This is a genomic window from Pararhodobacter sp. (genome assembly GCF_034676075.1).
Classification (GTDB): Bacteria; Pseudomonadota; Alphaproteobacteria; order Rhodobacterales; family Rhodobacteraceae; genus Pararhodobacter.
Window position 1 is genome coordinate 1 of sequence record NZ_JAUCCQ010000087.1, and the last position, 15,820, is coordinate 15,820.

14 protein-coding genes are annotated in these 15,820 nt (G+C 69.2%); 4 read left to right on the forward strand and 10 right to left on the reverse strand.

The features are described from left to right. Positions 1-80: 80 nt before the first annotated feature. From VDQ18_RS17400 to VDQ18_RS17430, 7 genes are all read right to left on the reverse strand, one after another. The gene (locus VDQ18_RS17400) at positions 81-383 is read right to left on the reverse strand and encodes a DUF1330 domain-containing protein (protein ID WP_323022172.1); all 303 of its coding nucleotides are present in this window, start codon (positions 381-383) and stop codon (positions 81-83) included. Between the two features lie 3 nt (positions 384-386). After that, a complete protein-coding gene (gene alaS / locus VDQ18_RS17405) occupies positions 387-3,038 on the reverse strand; it encodes an alanine--tRNA ligase (RefSeq protein WP_323022173.1) in 2,652 nt (883 codons plus the stop codon). Between the two features lie 91 nt (positions 3,039-3,129). Beyond that, a complete protein-coding gene (locus VDQ18_RS17410; RefSeq protein WP_323022174.1) occupies positions 3,130-3,786 on the reverse strand; it encodes a helix-turn-helix domain-containing protein in 657 nt (218 codons plus the stop codon). Continuing rightward, positions 3,783-4,877, reverse strand: a complete 1,095-nt coding sequence (locus VDQ18_RS17415) for a YhgE/Pip domain-containing protein (protein ID WP_323022175.1) — start codon at positions 4,875-4,877, stop codon at positions 3,783-3,785. The genes VDQ18_RS17410 and VDQ18_RS17415 overlap by 4 nt, the downstream gene beginning before the upstream one ends. A gap of 90 nt (positions 4,878-4,967) precedes the next feature. Continuing rightward, the gene (locus VDQ18_RS17420; protein ID WP_323022176.1) at positions 4,968-7,694 is read right to left on the reverse strand and encodes a peptidoglycan -binding protein; all 2,727 of its coding nucleotides are present in this window, start codon (positions 7,692-7,694) and stop codon (positions 4,968-4,970) included. Further along, the gene (locus tag VDQ18_RS17425; protein ID WP_323022177.1) at positions 7,694-8,917 is read right to left on the reverse strand and encodes a biopolymer transporter ExbB; all 1,224 of its coding nucleotides are present in this window, start codon (positions 8,915-8,917) and stop codon (positions 7,694-7,696) included. The genes VDQ18_RS17420 and VDQ18_RS17425 overlap by 1 nt, the downstream gene beginning before the upstream one ends. A gap of 63 nt (positions 8,918-8,980) precedes the next feature. Then, complete coding sequence (locus VDQ18_RS17430; RefSeq protein WP_323022178.1) at positions 8,981-9,517, reverse strand: gamma-glutamylcyclotransferase; 537 nt, start codon at positions 9,515-9,517, stop codon at positions 8,981-8,983. Positions 9,518-9,608: 91 nt separating this feature from the next. On the opposite strand from VDQ18_RS17430, the gene VDQ18_RS17435 reads away from it, so the two are divergent. Further along, on the forward strand, positions 9,609-10,598 hold the full coding sequence (locus VDQ18_RS17435; RefSeq protein WP_323022179.1) for a DUF2125 domain-containing protein: 990 nt from the start codon (positions 9,609-9,611) through the stop codon (positions 10,596-10,598). Here VDQ18_RS17435 and VDQ18_RS17440 read toward each other — a convergent pair. Together VDQ18_RS17440 and VDQ18_RS17445 are read right to left on the reverse strand one after the other, a co-directional pair. Further along, entirely contained in the window at positions 10,595-11,248 is a 654-nt protein-coding gene (locus tag VDQ18_RS17440; protein ID WP_323022180.1) for a VanZ family protein, read from the reverse strand. The genes VDQ18_RS17435 and VDQ18_RS17440 overlap by 4 nt on opposite strands. Before the next feature lie 126 nt (positions 11,249-11,374). After that, positions 11,375-12,226, reverse strand: coding sequence for an RNA polymerase factor sigma-32 (locus VDQ18_RS17445; protein WP_323022181.1), 852 nt, complete (start codon positions 12,224-12,226; stop codon positions 11,375-11,377). A gap of 113 nt (positions 12,227-12,339) precedes the next feature. Here VDQ18_RS17445 and VDQ18_RS17450 point away from each other — a divergent pair, with 113 nt between their 5' ends. The 3 genes from VDQ18_RS17450 to VDQ18_RS17460 all read left to right on the forward strand — a co-directional run bounded on the left by VDQ18_RS17450 (position 12,340) and on the right by VDQ18_RS17460 (position 15,140). Then, positions 12,340-12,963 (forward strand): MarR family winged helix-turn-helix transcriptional regulator, encoded by a 624-nt coding sequence (locus VDQ18_RS17450; RefSeq protein WP_323022182.1) that lies wholly within the window; start codon positions 12,340-12,342, stop codon positions 12,961-12,963. A gap of 283 nt (positions 12,964-13,246) precedes the next feature. Continuing rightward, positions 13,247-14,176 carry an ornithine cyclodeaminase gene (locus VDQ18_RS17455; RefSeq protein ID WP_323022183.1) on the forward strand — a complete coding sequence of 310 codons (930 nt, stop codon included), beginning with the start codon at positions 13,247-13,249 and terminating at the stop codon, positions 14,174-14,176. A 91-nt stretch (positions 14,177-14,267) separates the two neighbouring features. Further along, positions 14,268-15,140: a LytTR family DNA-binding domain-containing protein gene (locus tag VDQ18_RS17460; protein WP_323022184.1), complete on the forward strand. Its 873-nt coding sequence runs from the start codon at positions 14,268-14,270 to the stop codon at positions 15,138-15,140. Here VDQ18_RS17460 and VDQ18_RS17465 read toward each other — a convergent pair. Continuing rightward, positions 15,141-15,820: NAD(P)-dependent oxidoreductase (locus VDQ18_RS17465; protein WP_323022185.1), on the reverse strand; the 680-nt coding region annotated here is incomplete at its 5' end.

Sequence of the window (15,820 nt, forward strand, 5' to 3'; positions counted from 1 at the left end):
TCTAAATATCCTCGGGGGTTTCTCAAGGGGGTGGAAAACCCCCTTGAGCGGGGGGTGCGGGGGGCTGGCCCCCCGCCTTTTCACAGGCTCGCGTCGTCCATCAGCTCGACGATCACCAGATCGCGGACCGAGGCGCCGCGGGCGTGGTCCAGCGCCGCCTGGTATTCGGGCGAGTGGTAGCAGGTCTCGGCCGCTTCCAGCGAGGGGAAGACCGCCACCACGTTGCGGGCGCGGTCCTTGCCTTCCAGCGTCACGTAGCGGCCGCCGCGGGCGATGAACTTGCCGCCGTGCTGGGCGATGGCCGGACCGGCGCCCTGGGCGTAGCGGCCATAGGCCTCGGCGTCGGTCACCTCGACATGGGCGATCCAGAGGGCTTTGGGCATGGTTTATTTCCCTTCGATGATGGCTTCGGCCGCGGCGATGGCTTTCTCGGCCCCGGCAATGTCGGCGCCGCCGCCCTGGGCCAGCGCCGGACGGCCGCCGCCGCCCTTGCCGCCCAGTTCCACGACCGCCGCTTTCAACAGATCCACGGCCGAGAGGCGCCCGGTCAGGTCGTCCGTGACCCCCGCCGCCACCGCCGGTTTGGCGCCGGTATCGGCAATCAGCAGCACCGCGCCCGAGCCGAGCTTGGCCTTCAGCGCGTCGACCATCGCCGGCAGGTCCTTGCCCGAGACGCCGGACAGCACCTGGCCGATGAACTTGACGCCGGCGATGTCCTTGGCCTCGGCCCCGCCGCCGGTGCTGCCGCCCATGGCGAGGTCGCGCTTCAGCTGCGCCACTTCGTTGCTGAGCGCCCGGCGTTCCTCGGCCAGCGCTTTCACCCGTTCGACCACATCGGCAAGCGGGGTTTTCAAGAGCGTCGCGACCTCAGCCAGCCGGGCTTCCTGTTGGCGCAGGTGGGCAAGCGCCGCCTCGCCGGTCAGGGCCTCGATCCGCCGGACACCGGCCGACGAGGCCGAGTCGCCCAGCAGTACGAAGGCGCCGATGTCGCCCGTGCGCTTCACATGGGTGCCGCCGCAGAGTTCCAGCGAATAGGTGTTGCCCTCGCTGCCCTTGCCAGAATCCAGGAGCGTGCCCATCGACACGACCCGCACCTCGTCGCCGTATTTCTCGCCAAACAGCGCCTGTGCGCCCAGCGCGCGGGCGTCGTCGGGGGTCATGATCCGGGTATCGACCGGGGCGTTCTGGCGGATGAAGGCGTTGACCTCGGCCTCGACACCGCTGATCTCGGCCGCTTCCAGCGCCTTGCCGTGGCTGAAGTCAAACCGCAGCCGGTCGGGGGCGTTGAGCGAGCCGCGCTGCGCGACGTGATCGCCCAGCGCCCGGCGCAGGGCCTCGTGCAGCAGGTGCGTGGCCGAGTGGTTGGCGCGGATCGCGCCGCGGCGGGAATGGTCCACTTCCAGCTTCACCGCGGCACCGCGACGCAGGGCGCCCTTGGTGACGCTCGCCTGATGGACGAAGACGCCGTTCAGCTTCTTGGTGTCCTTGACCACAGCCTCGCCGCCGTCCCAGCGCAGGAAGCCGCTGTCGCCGACCTGGCCGCCGCTTTCGGCATAGAACGGGGTCTGGTTGACGACGACGGAGACCTCGCCCTTGGCCTCGTCGACCAGGGTGTCGCCTTCGACCAGCGCCAGGACCTGGCCCTCGGCGGTTTCGGTATCATAGCCCAGGAATTCGCTGCCGCCGTGCTTCTCGGCCAGTTCGAACCAGATCGCCTGATTGGCCGTATCGCCCGAACCCGCCCAGCAGGCGCGCGCCTTGGCCTTCTGTTCGGCCATCGCCGCCTCGAAGCCCGTGGTGTCCACGCCCCGGCCCTTTTCGCGCAGCGCGTCCTGCGTCAGGTCCAGCGGGAAGCCATAGGTGTCGTAGAGCTTGAAGGCCGCCTCGCCCGGCAGGTCGGTGTTGTCCGCGATCTTCTCCAGCTCGGCGTCGAGCAGTTTCAACCCGCGGTCCAGCGTGGTGCGGAAGCGGGTTTCCTCCAGGCGCAGCGTCTCGGCAATCAGGGCCTCGGCGGTCTTCAGCTCGGTGTAATGCCCGCCCATCGAGCGGACCAGCGCCGGGACCAGCTTGTGCATCACCGGATCCTGCGCCCCGAGCATGTGGGCGTGGCGCATGGCGCGGCGCATGATGCGGCGCAGGACGTAGCCGCGGCCCTCGTTCGAGGGCATGACGCCATCGGCGATGAGGAAGGCGGTCGAGCGCAGGTGGTCGGCGATGACGCGGTGATGGGTCTTGCCGGGGCCGTCGGGGGCGCCGTCGGTGACGTTGGCCGAAGCCTCGATCAGACCGCGCATCAGGTCGGTGTCGTAATTGTCGTGCTTGCCTTGCAGCAGCGCGCCGATCCGTTCCAGCCCCATGCCGGTGTCGATCGACTGGCGCGGCAGGTCGATCAGATCGCCGTTGTCCAGTTGCTCGTTCTGCATGAACACCAGGTTCCAGATCTCGATGAAGCGGTCGCCGTCCTCATCGGCCGACCCGGGCGGGCCGCCCCAGATATGGTCGCCGTGGTCGTAGAAGATCTCAGTGCAGGGGCCGCAGGGGCCGGTCGGGCCCATGCGCCAGAAGTTGTCGTCGGTGGCGATGCGGATGATGCGGTCGGCCGGGACGCCGACCTTGCGCCAGATCTCGAAGGCCTCGTCATCGGTGTGGTAGACCGTAGTCAGCAGCCGCGACTTGTCGATGCCGAAATCCTTGGTCAGGAGTTCCCAGGCAAAGGGGATCGCGTCGGTCTTGAAGTAATCGCCGAACGAGAAATTCCCCAGCATCTCGAAGAACGTGTGGTGACGCGCGGTGTAGCCCACGTTGTCGAGGTCATTGTGCTTGCCACCCGCGCGGACGCATTTCTGAGCCGTGGTCGCGCGATTGTAGGGCCGATGCTCCAGCCCGGTGAAGACGTTCTTGAACTGGACCATGCCCGAGTTCGTGAACATCAGCGTGGGGTCGTTGCGCGGCACCAGGGGCGAGCTGTCCACCACGGCATGGCCCTGGCGGCGGAAATAATCAAGGAAGGTCGAGCGGATATCGTTGAGGCTTGCCATTGGCGGAACGGGCCCTTCGGTCTGCGGGTTTGCGCGCCATTTAGAGGATTTCCGCGCCGCGTTCCAAGGGGAATCGCGCGGCGCCCGGCCCTCAGGGTTTCAGCCCCCGGGCCAAGAGCCCCGCCATGAGGGCGATTTCCGCCTCGTCGTCCCACTCGCCGGGCGCCACCATGGAGCGGGCGATCCAGTAGCCGATCAGCATGGAGGCGAGGATCCTGAGGAAGCGCGGCGCCGGGATCGGGCGCAGGCGCCCTTGCGCGATCTCTTCCCCCAGCGCGATATCGAGGAAGCGGATCAACCCGCCGATCACACTGTCCTGCAAGAGCCCGTGCAATTCGGGGTTCACCGGCAGTTCCTGCAGCAGGATGCGCACCAGGGGCGCATAGCGGTCGGCGAAGGCCAGCCGCGCGGTCATCATGCGGGCGATCTTGGCCTCGAGGTTGCCTTCGGTCTCGGCGAAGATCTCCTGCGCCTCGACCAGGCCCGGCTGGATCAGCCGCGCGGCGACCGGCCGGACCAGGCGCAGAAGCAGGTCGGCCTTGGTGCCGAAATGGCGAAAGATCGTCGCCTCGGCCACACCCGCGCGTTGCGAAATGGCCTTGGTCGAGGTGGCGGCATAGCCGCTCTCGGCGAAGCACAGCAGCGCCGCCTCGATGACCGCGCGTTTCTTGGGGGCAAGGCGGCCCTCCGCGGCCTCGACCGCGGCGAGGACGGCGGTGACGGCCTCGGTCAGATCGCCGGGCTTCATGCGGCGACCGGCGCCGGGCGGCGCACAAGGGCGGCGCGCAGCCAGATCATCGCCAGCCCCAGCCCCGCCGCGCCCAGCGCCAGCGACCAGGGAAAGTCATGCCCCGCGCCCAGGATCAGCGCCCGGAAATAGCCGCCGATGGCATCGAGATGCAGCGGCGCCAGCCAGTGCAGCCACTCGGGCGCGGCGGAAAGCGGCATCTGCCCGCCACCGATGGCCGGTTGCCAGAAGGCGAGCGGCACCAGCACCAGCAGCGCCAGCGGACCGAAGAGCGCCAGCGCCCCGGCGAAGAACCAGCCGAAGGCGACACCCAGCCCGACAATGGCCAGCCACAGCGCGCCGAAGGCCCCGCCGGCAAAGCCCGCGATGAGCCCGGCCAGCACCAGCGCCGCCACCGGCAGGGCGATCACCGGGAAGAGCGTGCGCAGCGCAGCGCCCCGCGCCCCGCCCAGCCCCCGTGTGCCGACCCAGCCGAGGATGCCGCCGACCAGCGCCGCCAGCGCCGTGGCGAAGCCAGCCACGAAGGGCGCGACTCGGGCCGCGGCTGTGGCGGGCGGGTTCAGCGTCTCGGCGGTCAGGGCGACGGGCGGGGTCATGTCGGGCATCTGGCCCCGCGCCATGGCCAGCCGGATCGACTGCACCGCGGCCGCGACGCCCGATTCCACCATCCCCGGCAGCGCGCCGGTCATCTGCGCCTCGGCCATGGTCAGGCTGCCCGAGGTGATGAGCGTCAGGGGCACCGCTTCGGTCCCCGCCACCGCGCGCGAGAAATCCTCGGGGAAGATCAGCACCGCCTGCACCGTCTCGGCGTCGAGCGCGGCGCGGGCGGCTTCATCGCTGTCGAAGGTTTGCAGATGCATCGGCAGGCGGGCGTCCAGCCCGTCGATCAGGCGGCTGGCCACGTTGATCGGCGGGAAGGGCAGGCCCGCGTCATGGTTGACCGTGGCGATGGTCACGCCCGAGGCCAGCGTCGCCGGATCGGGCGCGGCCGTGAGGGTGAAGAGCGAGAAGATCAGCGCCGCTACCGAGGGGGCGATCAGCGCCCCCCGGAGAACGGGACGCTCGCGCAGGGCATCGGCGATGAGGGACATGGCGACCTCCGGGGAATCATGATAGTGAGTGCTTACTCACAATTCGGGGTGGCGATCAAGCCCCCTGCGCCGTCGCAGCCCCTCCGATGGTCAGCGTTCGGTAAGTTTCAGCTCGATGCGGCGGTTGGCCGCCCGCGCCTCGGCGCTGGAGCCGGGGACCACCGGACGGAACTCGCCAAAGCCGGTGGCGGCCAGCCGTTCGGGCGGGAAATCCAGCTCGCTGATCAGATAAAGCACGACGGACAGCGCCCGCGCCTGGCTCAGCTCCCAGTTCGAGGCATAGGCGCCGCCGGGCCGGATCTGGGCGTTGTCGGTGTGGCCGTCGACCCGCAGCACCCAGTCGATATCCTCGGGGATCTCGCGCGAGGCGTCGAGCAGCAGCTGGCCGATGGAGCGGATCTGCGCCTGCCCCTCGGCCGAAAGGTCGGCAGAGCCGGGCGGGAACAGCACCTCGGATTGAAAGACGAAGCGGTCGCCGACGATCTGCACCCCGTCCCGCCCGCCGATGATGTCGCGCATCCGGCCGAAGAATTCCGAGCGGTAGCGCTCCAGATTGGCGGCCTCGCGCTCCAGCCGCGCCCGTTCGGCGGCTTCCAGCTCGGCCCGGCGGCGTTCCTCGGCGGCGACGCGGGCCAGCGCGGCGTTGAGCTCGCTGCCCAGCGAATCGATCTGCGTGCCGGCTTCGGCCTCGCGCTCGCGGCTCTCGCCCAGAAGGTCCTGCAGCCCCGCCACCTGCCGCTGCAATTGCGCCACCTGTTCGTTGAGCAGGGCGAGGCGCCGCTGGTCCTCGGTCGAGGCGCTTTGCGCCTCGGTCAATTGCTGCTGCGCCAGTTGCAGAAGGGCGGCGCGGGTCTCGGCCTCGGTCGCCTCGCGGGTCAGGGTCTGCTGCGCCTCGTCGCGGGCGGCCTGGGCCGCGGCGAGCAGGGTCAGCGTCTCCTCGGCCCGCTGGCGCTGCGCCTCCAGCGCCATGGTCATCGCCGTCAGTTCGGCATCCGACGAGGCCAGCCGTTCCCGCAAGGCCTCGGCCGCCGCCAGTTGCGCCAGCCGCTCGCGTTCGGCGTCGCTGAGCGTCGCCTCGGCATCGGCCAGCCGCTGGCGCAGGGCCTCGGCGGCGGCGGCTTCGGCCAGACGCGCGCGTTCCGATTCCTCCAGCGCGGCGCCGCTGTCGCCCTGCGCCTGCACCAGTTGCGCCACGGCCTGCTGGCGGGCGATCTCGGCATCCGACAGCCGCGCCTCCAGATCGGCGATGCGGGCCCGCGTCGTCTCGTCGAGGCTGGCAAGCTGCGCCAGCGCCTGTTGCCGGGCGATATCGGCATCGCTCAGCTGCTGCTCCAGATCGGCCACCCGCGCCCGGGTCGCCGCATCGAGCGTGGCGATATCGGCCAGTGCCTGCTGACGGGCCAGATCGGCGTCCGAGAGCTGCGCCTGCAATTCGGCGATCCGGGCCCGCGTGCTGTCATCGAGCGCCGCCATCTCGGCCAACGCCCGCTGCCGCGCGAGGTCCGCCGCGGAAAGCTGCGCCTCCAATTCCGCGACCCGGGCCCGGGTCTGATCGTCCATTGCCGCCAGCTCGGCCAGCGCCTGCTGGCGGGCGAGGTCGCTGTCCGAGAGCTGCGCCTCCAATTCGGCGATCCGGGCGCGGGTTTCGTCGTTGAGCGTGGCGAGATCGGCGAGCGCGCGTTGCCGCGCCAGCTGTTCGTCGGTCAGCTGCGCTGCCAGGTCAGCGATGCGCGCCCGGGTCTGCTCGTCCATCGCCGCCAGATCGGCCAGGGCCCGCTGACGGGCCAGATCCGCCTCCGACATCTGCCCCTGCAGTTCCGCGATCCGGGCCTGCGTCTGCGCATCCAGCGCCGCCAGATCGGCCAAAGCCTGCTGCCGCGCCAGTTCCGCGTCCGAGAGTTGCGCGTCCAGCGCCGCGATGCGGGCGGTCTGGTCCTCGGTCTGGCTGGCCAAGGCCGCCAGCGCCGCCTCGCGCGCCGCGAGGGTTGCCGCGGCGCGCGATTGCGCCGTCAGCGCGTCGTTGCGGGCGGTTTCGGCCCGGGCCAGTTGGTCCTGCAGCTGCGTCAGCCGGTCAGCGGTCTCGGCTTGCCGGGCGCGGGTCTGGGCCAGCGCCTCTTCTGTCGAGGCCAGCGCCGTCACCGCGGCATCGCGCGCGCCCTGCGTCTCGGTCAGCCGCGCCAGCATCTCGGCCAGCGAGGCTTCGCCCGCCTCGGCCCGGGCGCGCATCTCGGCCAGCGCCGCCTCGATGGCCTCGCGCTCGGCCGCCGCCAGCCGCGCCGCTTCGGTCTGGGCGTCGATCTCGCCCCGGGCCTGGGCCAGCGCCAGGTTCAGCGCCTCGGTCTCGGAGATCAGCGCGTCGCGGTTGGCCTCGGTCTCGGCCAATTGGGTGTTGAGCCGGGTCTGGTCGGCCAGCAGCGCCGCGACCTGCGCCTCGAAGGCGGTGATCTGGGTGCGGGCCTCGATCAGATCGGCGTTGCGCGCGGCGAGGTCGGTGTTCAGCGCGGCAATCGCCGCCTCCTGCTGGCGCGCGGTGGTGCGCAGAGCGTCGAGGTCCGAGTTCAGCCCCGCCACCTGCCCCTCCAACGCGCCGACCCGGCTGCGCGAGAGGCCCAGCGCGTCGGTCAGGCTGGCGACCTGCGCGGTCAGCCCTTCAAGCTCATGGTCCTGCGTGGTGATCGTCTCACGCAGCACCGATTGCACGATCATGAAGATCGACAGCACGAACATCAGCACCAGCAACAGCGCCGTCATGGCATCGACGAAGCCCGGCCAGATCGAGGCCGAGAATCGCTGACCGCCGCGGCGCGAGAGGCCCATCAGTACTCATCCTCGCGGCCCATGCTGGGCGGCGGCTGGCGGTTGAGCATGCGGACGGCTTGGGTCAGCATGGCAATGTCGCTGCGCAGGTCGGCCATGGATTCCTGCCGCCCGGCCGAGAGTTCCTCAAGGATCCGAACCAGTTGCACATCCATCGAGCGCAGCCTGAGCCGCGTCTCGGCCTCGATATGCGGTTCGGCCTCGTTGCCCTGCTGGCTCTCGATCAGGGCGATCAGACGCTCCTGCCCCGCGGCCACCCGGTCCAGCGCGCTGCGGGTCGCGCCCTCGGCCTGTCCCCGGTCGGCCAGCCGGTTCAGCGCCGCGGACACCCCTTCGAGCGCCGCGTCGAGTTGGGCGCGGCCCTCTTCGGCCTGGGCCTGCAGGACGCGCATGCCCTCCATCTGTTCGGCCAGCGAATCCAGCACCTCGGCCACCGCGCCAAGGCCCGCGCCGCCGCCCTCGCCCTCGCTCAAGGCGGTGCCGAGGCGGGTGATGGAGCTGAGCCATTCCTCAAGCTCGCGGTAGAAGCGGTTCTGCGCCTGGCTGGCGAAGAGTTCGAGGATGCCGACGACCAGCGAGCCCGCGAGGCCCAGCAGCGACGAGGAAAACGCCGTCCCCATGCCGCCCATCTGCGCCTCGAGCCCGCCCATCAGCCGCCCGAAGCCCGACAGCGCGCTCTCGCCTTCCTGCGGCGCCAACGAGCGGATCGTCTCGACCACCGCCGGGACCGAGGTGGCGAGGCCGTAGAACGTGCCCAGAAGCCCCAGGAAAATCAGCAAATTGACCAGATAGCGGGTGATGTCCCGCTCTTCCTCGATCCGGGTGCCGACCGATTCCAGGATCGAGCGCGCCGAGGTCGAGGAGATATGGCTGCCCTTGCCGTGCTGGCGCAGCAGCGCCGCCAGCGGCGCCAGCAGCCGGGGGGCGATGGTGATCTGATGGCCGGGCGTTCCGGCGACGAAACCGCCGATCCAGCGCACCGAACTGAACAGCTGCAGCGTCTGCCAGAAGGTTGCCAGTACGCCGATCACGAAGACCAGCGCAATGAAGCCGTTCAGCCAGACATTGGCCAGAAAGATCGGCGAGACGCGGGGAAAGGCCAGCGCAACACCCGCGCCCACCAGCCCCAGCGAGATCAGCATGAGCGTCAGCTGGCGCAGGGGCGGCGTGAACTGGACCCGCCCGATCGGCCCCAGCGCGCCCGCTCGCAATTGTTTCGCCATCCGGCCCACCTGTTTCTTTTGCGTCAAAATCTAGTGGTCTGGCCGGGCTTTGCCAACAAGGAACTAGGCCCCTTGCAACACCTTGACGCGATCCGACAACCATTCGAGTTCCGCATCCGGCAGCCCCAGCGCCGCCAGATGCGCCGCGGTCTGGTGCAGGTAGTCGCAATTCGGACCGCGCCCGCCGACCGCCCCGGCGATCCGCTGCGCTTGATCCTCCAGCGTCAGCGCCCCGCAATATTGCTCATGCGTGGGGTCGATGACATAGACCACGGCCTCGACCACCCGGCCGTCCTCCAGCGTGAGGGGATGGATTTCCTCAAGATAGGCGGCCGAGATCAGCTCACGCGCGCGCAGATATTCCAGCGTTTCCTCGGCGATCTGCGGTGCGATCTCGAAGGCGACGCCGTGGCATTCGGCACCCTCGGCCGCATCCAGCGCCAGCACCAGCCCCGGCCGCTCGACGGTGCCGCGGTGGTGGATCGACAGCATGCAGAACGACCGCCGGTAGCCCTTCAGCACCGCCAGATGCCGGGCGCTCCAGGCGAAACCGGGGTTCCACACCAGCGATCCGTAACCGAATACCCACAGCGGGCGCATGCCGGGCCTCCTCGACAGGGCGCGGCAGGTCTGGCCCGCCCCGCGCCCGCTGTGTAAACAGCACGGGCAGAAAGAACAACGGGGGCAGCCAATGCGGGCGCTCAAGGCTTTGACGGCGCTGGCCGTGGTCGCGGCGGTGATCTGGTGCGGCTATTGGTTCGTGGGGGCGCGGGCGCTGGACCGGGCGATCGAGCAGGGCCTTGCCCATCTGCCCGAGGTCGAGGTTCAGGACCATTCGATCCAGGGCTTTCCCAACCGCTTCGACGTGACCTTCACCGAGCCGCGGATCCGGGTCGCCGGGGCCGAATGGCAGGCGCCCTTCGTGCAGATCTTCGCCCTCAGCTACCGGCTGAACCACCTGATCGCCGTCTTCGCTCAGGACCAGCTCTGGCAGCGGGGCGATCTGTCGGTGGCGGTGCATGCGCAGGATCTGCGCGCCTCCCTGCAGATGGAGCCGGGGCTGGACCTGCCGCTCAGGGCGCTGACCCTGGTCGGCGAGGATCTGGACCTGTCGCTGCCCGAGGCCACCCACGGGTTGGACCGGCTCAGACTGGCCAGCCGCCGGATCGGCGAGCGGGAGCATCAGCTTGTGGCGCTGGCCGAAGGCGTGTTCCCCGATCCCGCGCTGATGGACCGGCTGGACCCACAGCGCCACTGGCCGCGGCGGATCGAGGCGCTGCGCCTCGATGCCGAGGCCGAAGTCGACCGGCCGCTGGACCGGCACCTCTTCGACGGGCCCGAACCCCAGCTTACCCGCCTGACCCTGACCGGCGGCCATGCCACCTGGGAAGGCGTCGATATCGACGTGACCGGACGGCTGACCCCGGGTCTGGACGGCACGCTGTCGGGCGATGCGACGGCGGTGATCCAGGGCTGGCGGCAATTGCTGGCGACGCTGCGCGACGCGGGCATCATCGCGCCCGATCTGGAATCGGGGCTGGAACCGGCACTTGCCGCGATGGCCGCCGGATCCGAGGGCGAAACGCTGGAAGTGCCGCTGTCGGTGGTCGAGGGCGAGGTCCGGCTCGGGCCCCTGTGGCTGGGCACGCTGCCGCGGCTGGTCCCGGGCCTCGGCGGCTAGTGACGGCGCGGGGCGGGCGTTGCCGTGGGCGCCGACGAGTCGGCTTCGGTCGGGGCGCTGGCTTCGGCAGCCTCGGCCCGCATCCCGGTCAGTTCCTCGCGCAGCACGACCCGCAGTTCATCCATCAATTCGGCGCGCATCGCCTCGACCCTGAGTGCCTCGGCCTCCAGATCGGCGTCGGGCAGATCGACGCTCTCGACGGCAAAGAACCGGTCGCGGATCCGGTCATGCAGGATCTCGGCCAGCGCGGCCCCGGCCAGGACGCCGGTCAGATCTGCGCCGAAATCGAGCCAGTCGGCGGTGCGGCCCACGCTGGGCTGGATCAGCTCGATCGCCCCGCCATAGGCGACGGCCAGCGGCACCGCCCAGAGCCAGCGGCGCGAATCCGTCAGGATCACCGGAAAGATCAGCGCTGCGAAGGCGAGGAAATGGTAAACCTTGTCGATCCCGCCGGTCATGATGCGGTCGGCGGGCAGCGGCGTCAGGGTCAGCGAGGCGATGAGCAAGGCCAGCATCACGCCCAGCACCAGCCCCGACCAGCGCCAGAGCCAGGTCTGGCTGACGATCAGCGCACTCAGCGCCCCCGTCGCCCCGGGAACATCACCGCGGATCGCCTTCAGGCGATCATCAGGAGAGGGACTTCTCGTCATCGGGGGACACCGCCCGTTTGCCTTCGGCAATTCACCGTTGAACCAATAGACCATGGCTCAACGGTGAAGAAAAGGCGGCGGAACAAAGGCGTGGTAAAACGGCGGCCCTTCACGGCCGCCGTTCCCTCAATGCACCGACAGCGCGTTGGTCTGCCGCACCAGCGTCGTCAGCCGAGCCAGGGCGCGTTCTTCCAGCTGGCGCACCCGCTCTTTCGAGATGCCCATCTCGGCGCCCAGATCGCTCAGTGTCGCCGGTTCGTCCGACAGGTGCCGGGCCGAAACGATGTGCCGCTCTCGGTCGGGCAGTTGCTCGACCGCCGCATGCAGGGCGGCGCGGCGGCGGGCGCCATCGAGCTTCTCGACCACCTCGGCCTCGGTGGCGATATCCTCGTCCTCGATCGTGTCGACCCAGGAGCGCCCGTCCTCATCGGCACCCTGCGGCGCGTCGAGCGACAGGTCGGGCCCGGCCATGCGGCCCATCATCGCCTCGACCTGATCGGCGGGCACCTGCAATTCGCGCGCGACCCGCAGGCTGAGGGGCTCGTCCGCGCCCTCGTCCCGGGCGTGTTTCTGCATGGCGCGGCGCAGATGGAAGAACAGCTTCTTCTGCGTGGCATTGGTGCCGGTTCGCACCAAGGACCAGTTGCGCATCACGTAATCCTGCATGGACGCGCGGATCCACCAGGCGGCATAGGTCGAAAAGCGCGAGCCATTCTCGGGATCGAACTTCTCAGCCGCGCGCATCAGGCCCAGGTTGCCCTGCTGGATCAGATCCTCGTAGGGGACGTCATAGCGCTTGAAGCGGCCCGCGAAGGACACGGCCAGGCGGGCATAGGCCTGGATCAGGCGGTGAAGCGCGGCCTCGTCGGCGTGGTCACGCCAGGCGATGGCCAGCTGCGTCTCGGTTTCGGCGTCGAGGATTTCCTCGGCCATCGAGGCGCGCACGTAACGGCGGATATGCGGATCCTGAAAGCCCATGGCACTCATCCTTGGAGAAGCGCAAGTAATAGCGCATCGAACTCATATTGTTTCGTGACGCTACTATCCACCCTCCCCCTTGTCAAGTTCGTCGAATCGCTTATTTCCGGGCCATGAGCGAACCCGCACCGATGATGTCGCCCAATTCCCAGCCGGAGCCCGCGCAGGACGCAGGCCCGATTCCCTGCCATTCCGCCGAGCTTCTGGTTCACCTCGCGCGGCTCGTGCACAGCGCGGCCGCCGATGTCAGCCTGACGCCCGCGCAATGGACGGCGCTGCGCTATTTCGCCTCGGCCAACCGGCTGTCGCGAACGCCCTCGGCCTTTTCGGAATTCAACGCCACGACCCGGGGCACCGCGTCGCAGACGGTGAAATCCCTGATCGCGCTGGGGCTGCTGGAGAAGCGCGCGCATGAAAGCGACGGGCGCTCCTTCCTGATCGAGCTGACCGAGGCCGGGCGCGCCAAGCTGGCCGATGACCCGCTGGACGATCTGATCCATTGCATCAAGGATCTCTCGCCCGCCCGCCGCGCCGCCTTTACCGAGACGCTGGCGCATCTGGGCGAGGCCCTGGCCCGCTTGCGCGCCGCGCCGAGCTTTGGCAAATGCGGCGATTGCGGGCATTGCGACACCTCGCGTTCGGGCGAGGTCTTCTGCCGCTGCAGCCAGTCGCTGCTGACCAGCGCCGACATGCGCGCGCTCTGCATTGATTTCGCGCCGGGCAATCTGCGGCGCTGACTGGCACTTTTCCTGCAATTGCTGGGTGCGATCCCGGTGCGGAGGCCCTTTCGGCGCCTCGCTGGAGGCGCTTCGTAACGTCAGGAGACGCGGAACGCCGCTCGCCAATACACTGGAATCGCGCGTCCTGTGACTGTCTGGCCTTGAAAGGTCTGACAGAAAGGGACCGTTCACACTCGATTGGGTGGCAATATTCCCTTCGCTGCGACTGTTCATTTTCCGACAATCGTTTCATGCTGGTCCGACGAATCCGCAAGCGCCGCCTCGCCGAAAAGGAGCCCCCATGATCCCCGTCCTGACCCTGGAAAAGGTGGAACCGCTGCTGGATTGGCTCGACCTCTCCTCGGCCTTGCTGGCGGGCCATCGCGCCGCGCCGCCGCAGATCGAGGACGTCCTGCTGTCGCGCCGGGACGACCGGATGCTGTCACGCAGCGCCTGGATTGACGGCATGGGGCTGGGGGTGAAATCTGTCTCGGTCTTTCCGGGCAACGCGGCGCAGGGGCGGCCCAGCGTGCAGGGCGCCATGCTGGTCTTCGACGACACGACCGGCGCCATCGAGGCGGTGATCGACAATGCGCTGATCACCAAGTGGAAGACCGCGGGCGACTCGCTGCTGGGGGCCCGTCTGCTGGCCCGCGCGGATGCCGCGAGCCTGCTGATCGTCGGTGCGGGCACCGTCGCCAGCACGCTGATCGAGGCCTATCGCGCCTGGAAACCCGGGATTGCCATCACCCTCTGGGCCCGCCGGACCGAAGCGGCCGCGGCCCTCGCCGCCCGCTATCCCGGTGTCGGCGTTGCGCAGGATCTGCAGGCGGCGGTGGCGGCGGCCGATATCGTCAGCACCTGCACCATGGCCAAGGCCCCGGTCGTGCTGGGCGAATGGCTGCGGCCGGGCCAGCATCTGGACCTGATCGGCGCCTATACGCCCGAGATGCGCGAGGTCGATGACACCGCCCTGACCCGCGCCCGGATCTACGTCGACAGCCGCGCCACCACCCTGCCCCATATCGGCGAGCTGCTGATTCCGCTGGCCAAGGGCGCGATCACCGAGGCCGATATCCTGGGCGAGTTGCGCGATTTCGCCGCCGAACGCGTCGCCCCGCGCCATGCGGATGACATCACCATTTTCAAGAACGGCGGCGGGGCGCATCTGGACCTGATGACGGCGCGGTATATGCTGGAAAGATGGCGCGCCACGCAAGCCCCGACCTGAGCGGACCGCAGAGCCCCGGCAACGGCGCCAGGACGCAAAATCTGCGGCCGAACCGCCTTGAATTCCGCCAAGACAACGGTATTCAGGGAGTATGACCGAAAATCAGGGCAAAATCGCAGAAGAACCCGGCGCCGGTATCTGGCGCGACTGGGTGTATTCCACGCTTCGTGAAACGCACGAGACCCTGCGGCGGCCGTTTTTCTGGACCCTGCTGGCGACCGGGGTGGCGCTGACCGTGGTGGCCGGCCCCTTCGGCACGCTCGCCAAGATGAGCCTGGCCCTGCGGGTGGTGTTCTGGGGCGTCGGCCTGCTGAGCACCAGCCTGATCATGACGGTGGTGGTCATCGGCGCGCGGCATTTCAATGCCGATCGCCGCTATCCCTGGACCCTGGTCTCGGCCGCGGCGGCGCTTTTCGCCGTGCCGCCCGCCTTCGTGATCTTCTATGGGCTGAACAGCGCCTTCTCGCGCTTTGGCGCGCCGCAGGATCCGCTGCGCATGCTCATTGAGCTGGCGACAATCCTTGTGCTGATGAGCATCGTCGGCAACGCACGGTACTATGTGCTCGGCCAGCAGCCCCCGGCGCCAGCGCGCCCCGTCACCGGGCTGCACGCCGTCGACTCCGCCCCGGCGCAGCCCCTTCTCTTCGAGAAACTGCCCAAGGAACTGGGGCGCGACCTCGTCTGCCTTCGCGCCCAGGACCATTATGTCGAGGCCGTCACCCCTCGCGGCAGTACCAATGTGCTGATGCGCCTGTCGGATGCCGAGCGCGACCTGAGCGGGTTCAACGGACTCAGGGTGCATCGCTCGTGGTGGGTGAACCTCGCCCATGTGGTGAGCCTGGCGCGGACCGAGGCCGGCGGCATGGAGCTGACCACCTCGACCGGGATGACGATCCCGGTGGCGCGGGGCCAGCGCGCCACGCTGAAGGCGGCGCTCGATCAGCGGCGGGCAGCGGCCGAATAGCTACTCCAGCCGCGCCGGGAAGCCCTCGGCGCGCAGGTCGGTGCCCAGAAGATCCTCCAGCAGCTTGACGATCTGCGTCGATTGCGCCGCCCCGCCATAGGCCGCGCGTCCCTTGAGGAAGGTCTGTTCGGTCATCGAGGCCAGATCCAGCGGCACGCCGAATTCGCGGCCGAAGCGCATGGCAAAGCCCAGATCCTTGAGCGCGAGGTCCATGGTGAAGGCGATGTCGTAGCTGCCGTTCAGGATCAGCTGGCCCTCGGTCTCGTGCACGAAGGAACTGCCCGAGGAGGCGGCGATCGCCTCCCAGGCCGTCTTCAGGTCCAGCCCGCCGCGTTTGGCCAGCATCAGCGCCTCGCCGTCGGCGACCAGATGGATGAAGGCCAGCATGTTGGTGATGACCTTGATCAGCGCGGCCGAACCCAAGGGCCCCATGTGGAAGATCCGCCCGCCCATCGCCTCGAGCGCCAGGCGGTGGCGGTCGACGAGTTCCGCCTCGCCCCCCGCCAGCACGGTGATCTTGCCCTGCGCCGCCAGATGCACGCCGCCCGTGACCGGGCATTCCAGCACGCCCACGCCCTGCGCCTCGGCCGTGGCGGCAAGGCGCAGCATCTCGGCCCGGCCCAGCGTCGACATCTCGATCCAGTCGGCGCCGGGCTTCATCACCGGCAGGATCTGCGCCA

Excerpts from the sequence above, each read along its gene's own strand:
- VDQ18_RS17400 (WP_323022172.1), bottom strand. The coding sequence starts at position 383 with ATGCCCAAAGCCCTCTGGATCGCCCATGTCGAGGTGACCGACGCCGAG.
- alaS (WP_323022173.1), bottom strand. The coding sequence starts at position 3,038 with ATGGCAAGCCTCAACGATATCCGCTCGACCTTCCTTGATTATTTCCGC.
- VDQ18_RS17410 (WP_323022174.1), bottom strand. The coding sequence starts at position 3,786 with ATGAAGCCCGGCGATCTGACCGAGGCCGTCACCGCCGTCCTCGCCGCG.
- VDQ18_RS17415 (WP_323022175.1), bottom strand. The coding sequence starts at position 4,877 with ATGTCCCTCATCGCCGATGCCCTGCGCGAGCGTCCCGTTCTCCGGGGG.
- VDQ18_RS17420 (WP_323022176.1), bottom strand. The coding sequence starts at position 7,694 with ATGGGCCTCTCGCGCCGCGGCGGTCAGCGATTCTCGGCCTCGATCTGG.
- VDQ18_RS17425 (WP_323022177.1), bottom strand. The coding sequence starts at position 8,917 with ATGGCGAAACAATTGCGAGCGGGCGCGCTGGGGCCGATCGGGCGGGTC.
- VDQ18_RS17430 (WP_323022178.1), bottom strand. The coding sequence starts at position 9,517 with ATGCGCCCGCTGTGGGTATTCGGTTACGGATCGCTGGTGTGGAACCCC.
- VDQ18_RS17435 (WP_323022179.1), top strand. The coding sequence starts at position 9,609 with ATGCGGGCGCTCAAGGCTTTGACGGCGCTGGCCGTGGTCGCGGCGGTG.
- VDQ18_RS17440 (WP_323022180.1), bottom strand. The coding sequence starts at position 11,248 with ATGACGAGAAGTCCCTCTCCTGATGATCGCCTGAAGGCGATCCGCGGT.
- VDQ18_RS17445 (WP_323022181.1), bottom strand. The coding sequence starts at position 12,226 with ATGGGCTTTCAGGATCCGCATATCCGCCGTTACGTGCGCGCCTCGATG.
- VDQ18_RS17450 (WP_323022182.1), top strand. The coding sequence starts at position 12,340 with ATGAGCGAACCCGCACCGATGATGTCGCCCAATTCCCAGCCGGAGCCC.
- VDQ18_RS17455 (WP_323022183.1), top strand. The coding sequence starts at position 13,247 with ATGATCCCCGTCCTGACCCTGGAAAAGGTGGAACCGCTGCTGGATTGG.
- VDQ18_RS17460 (WP_323022184.1), top strand. The coding sequence starts at position 14,268 with ATGACCGAAAATCAGGGCAAAATCGCAGAAGAACCCGGCGCCGGTATC.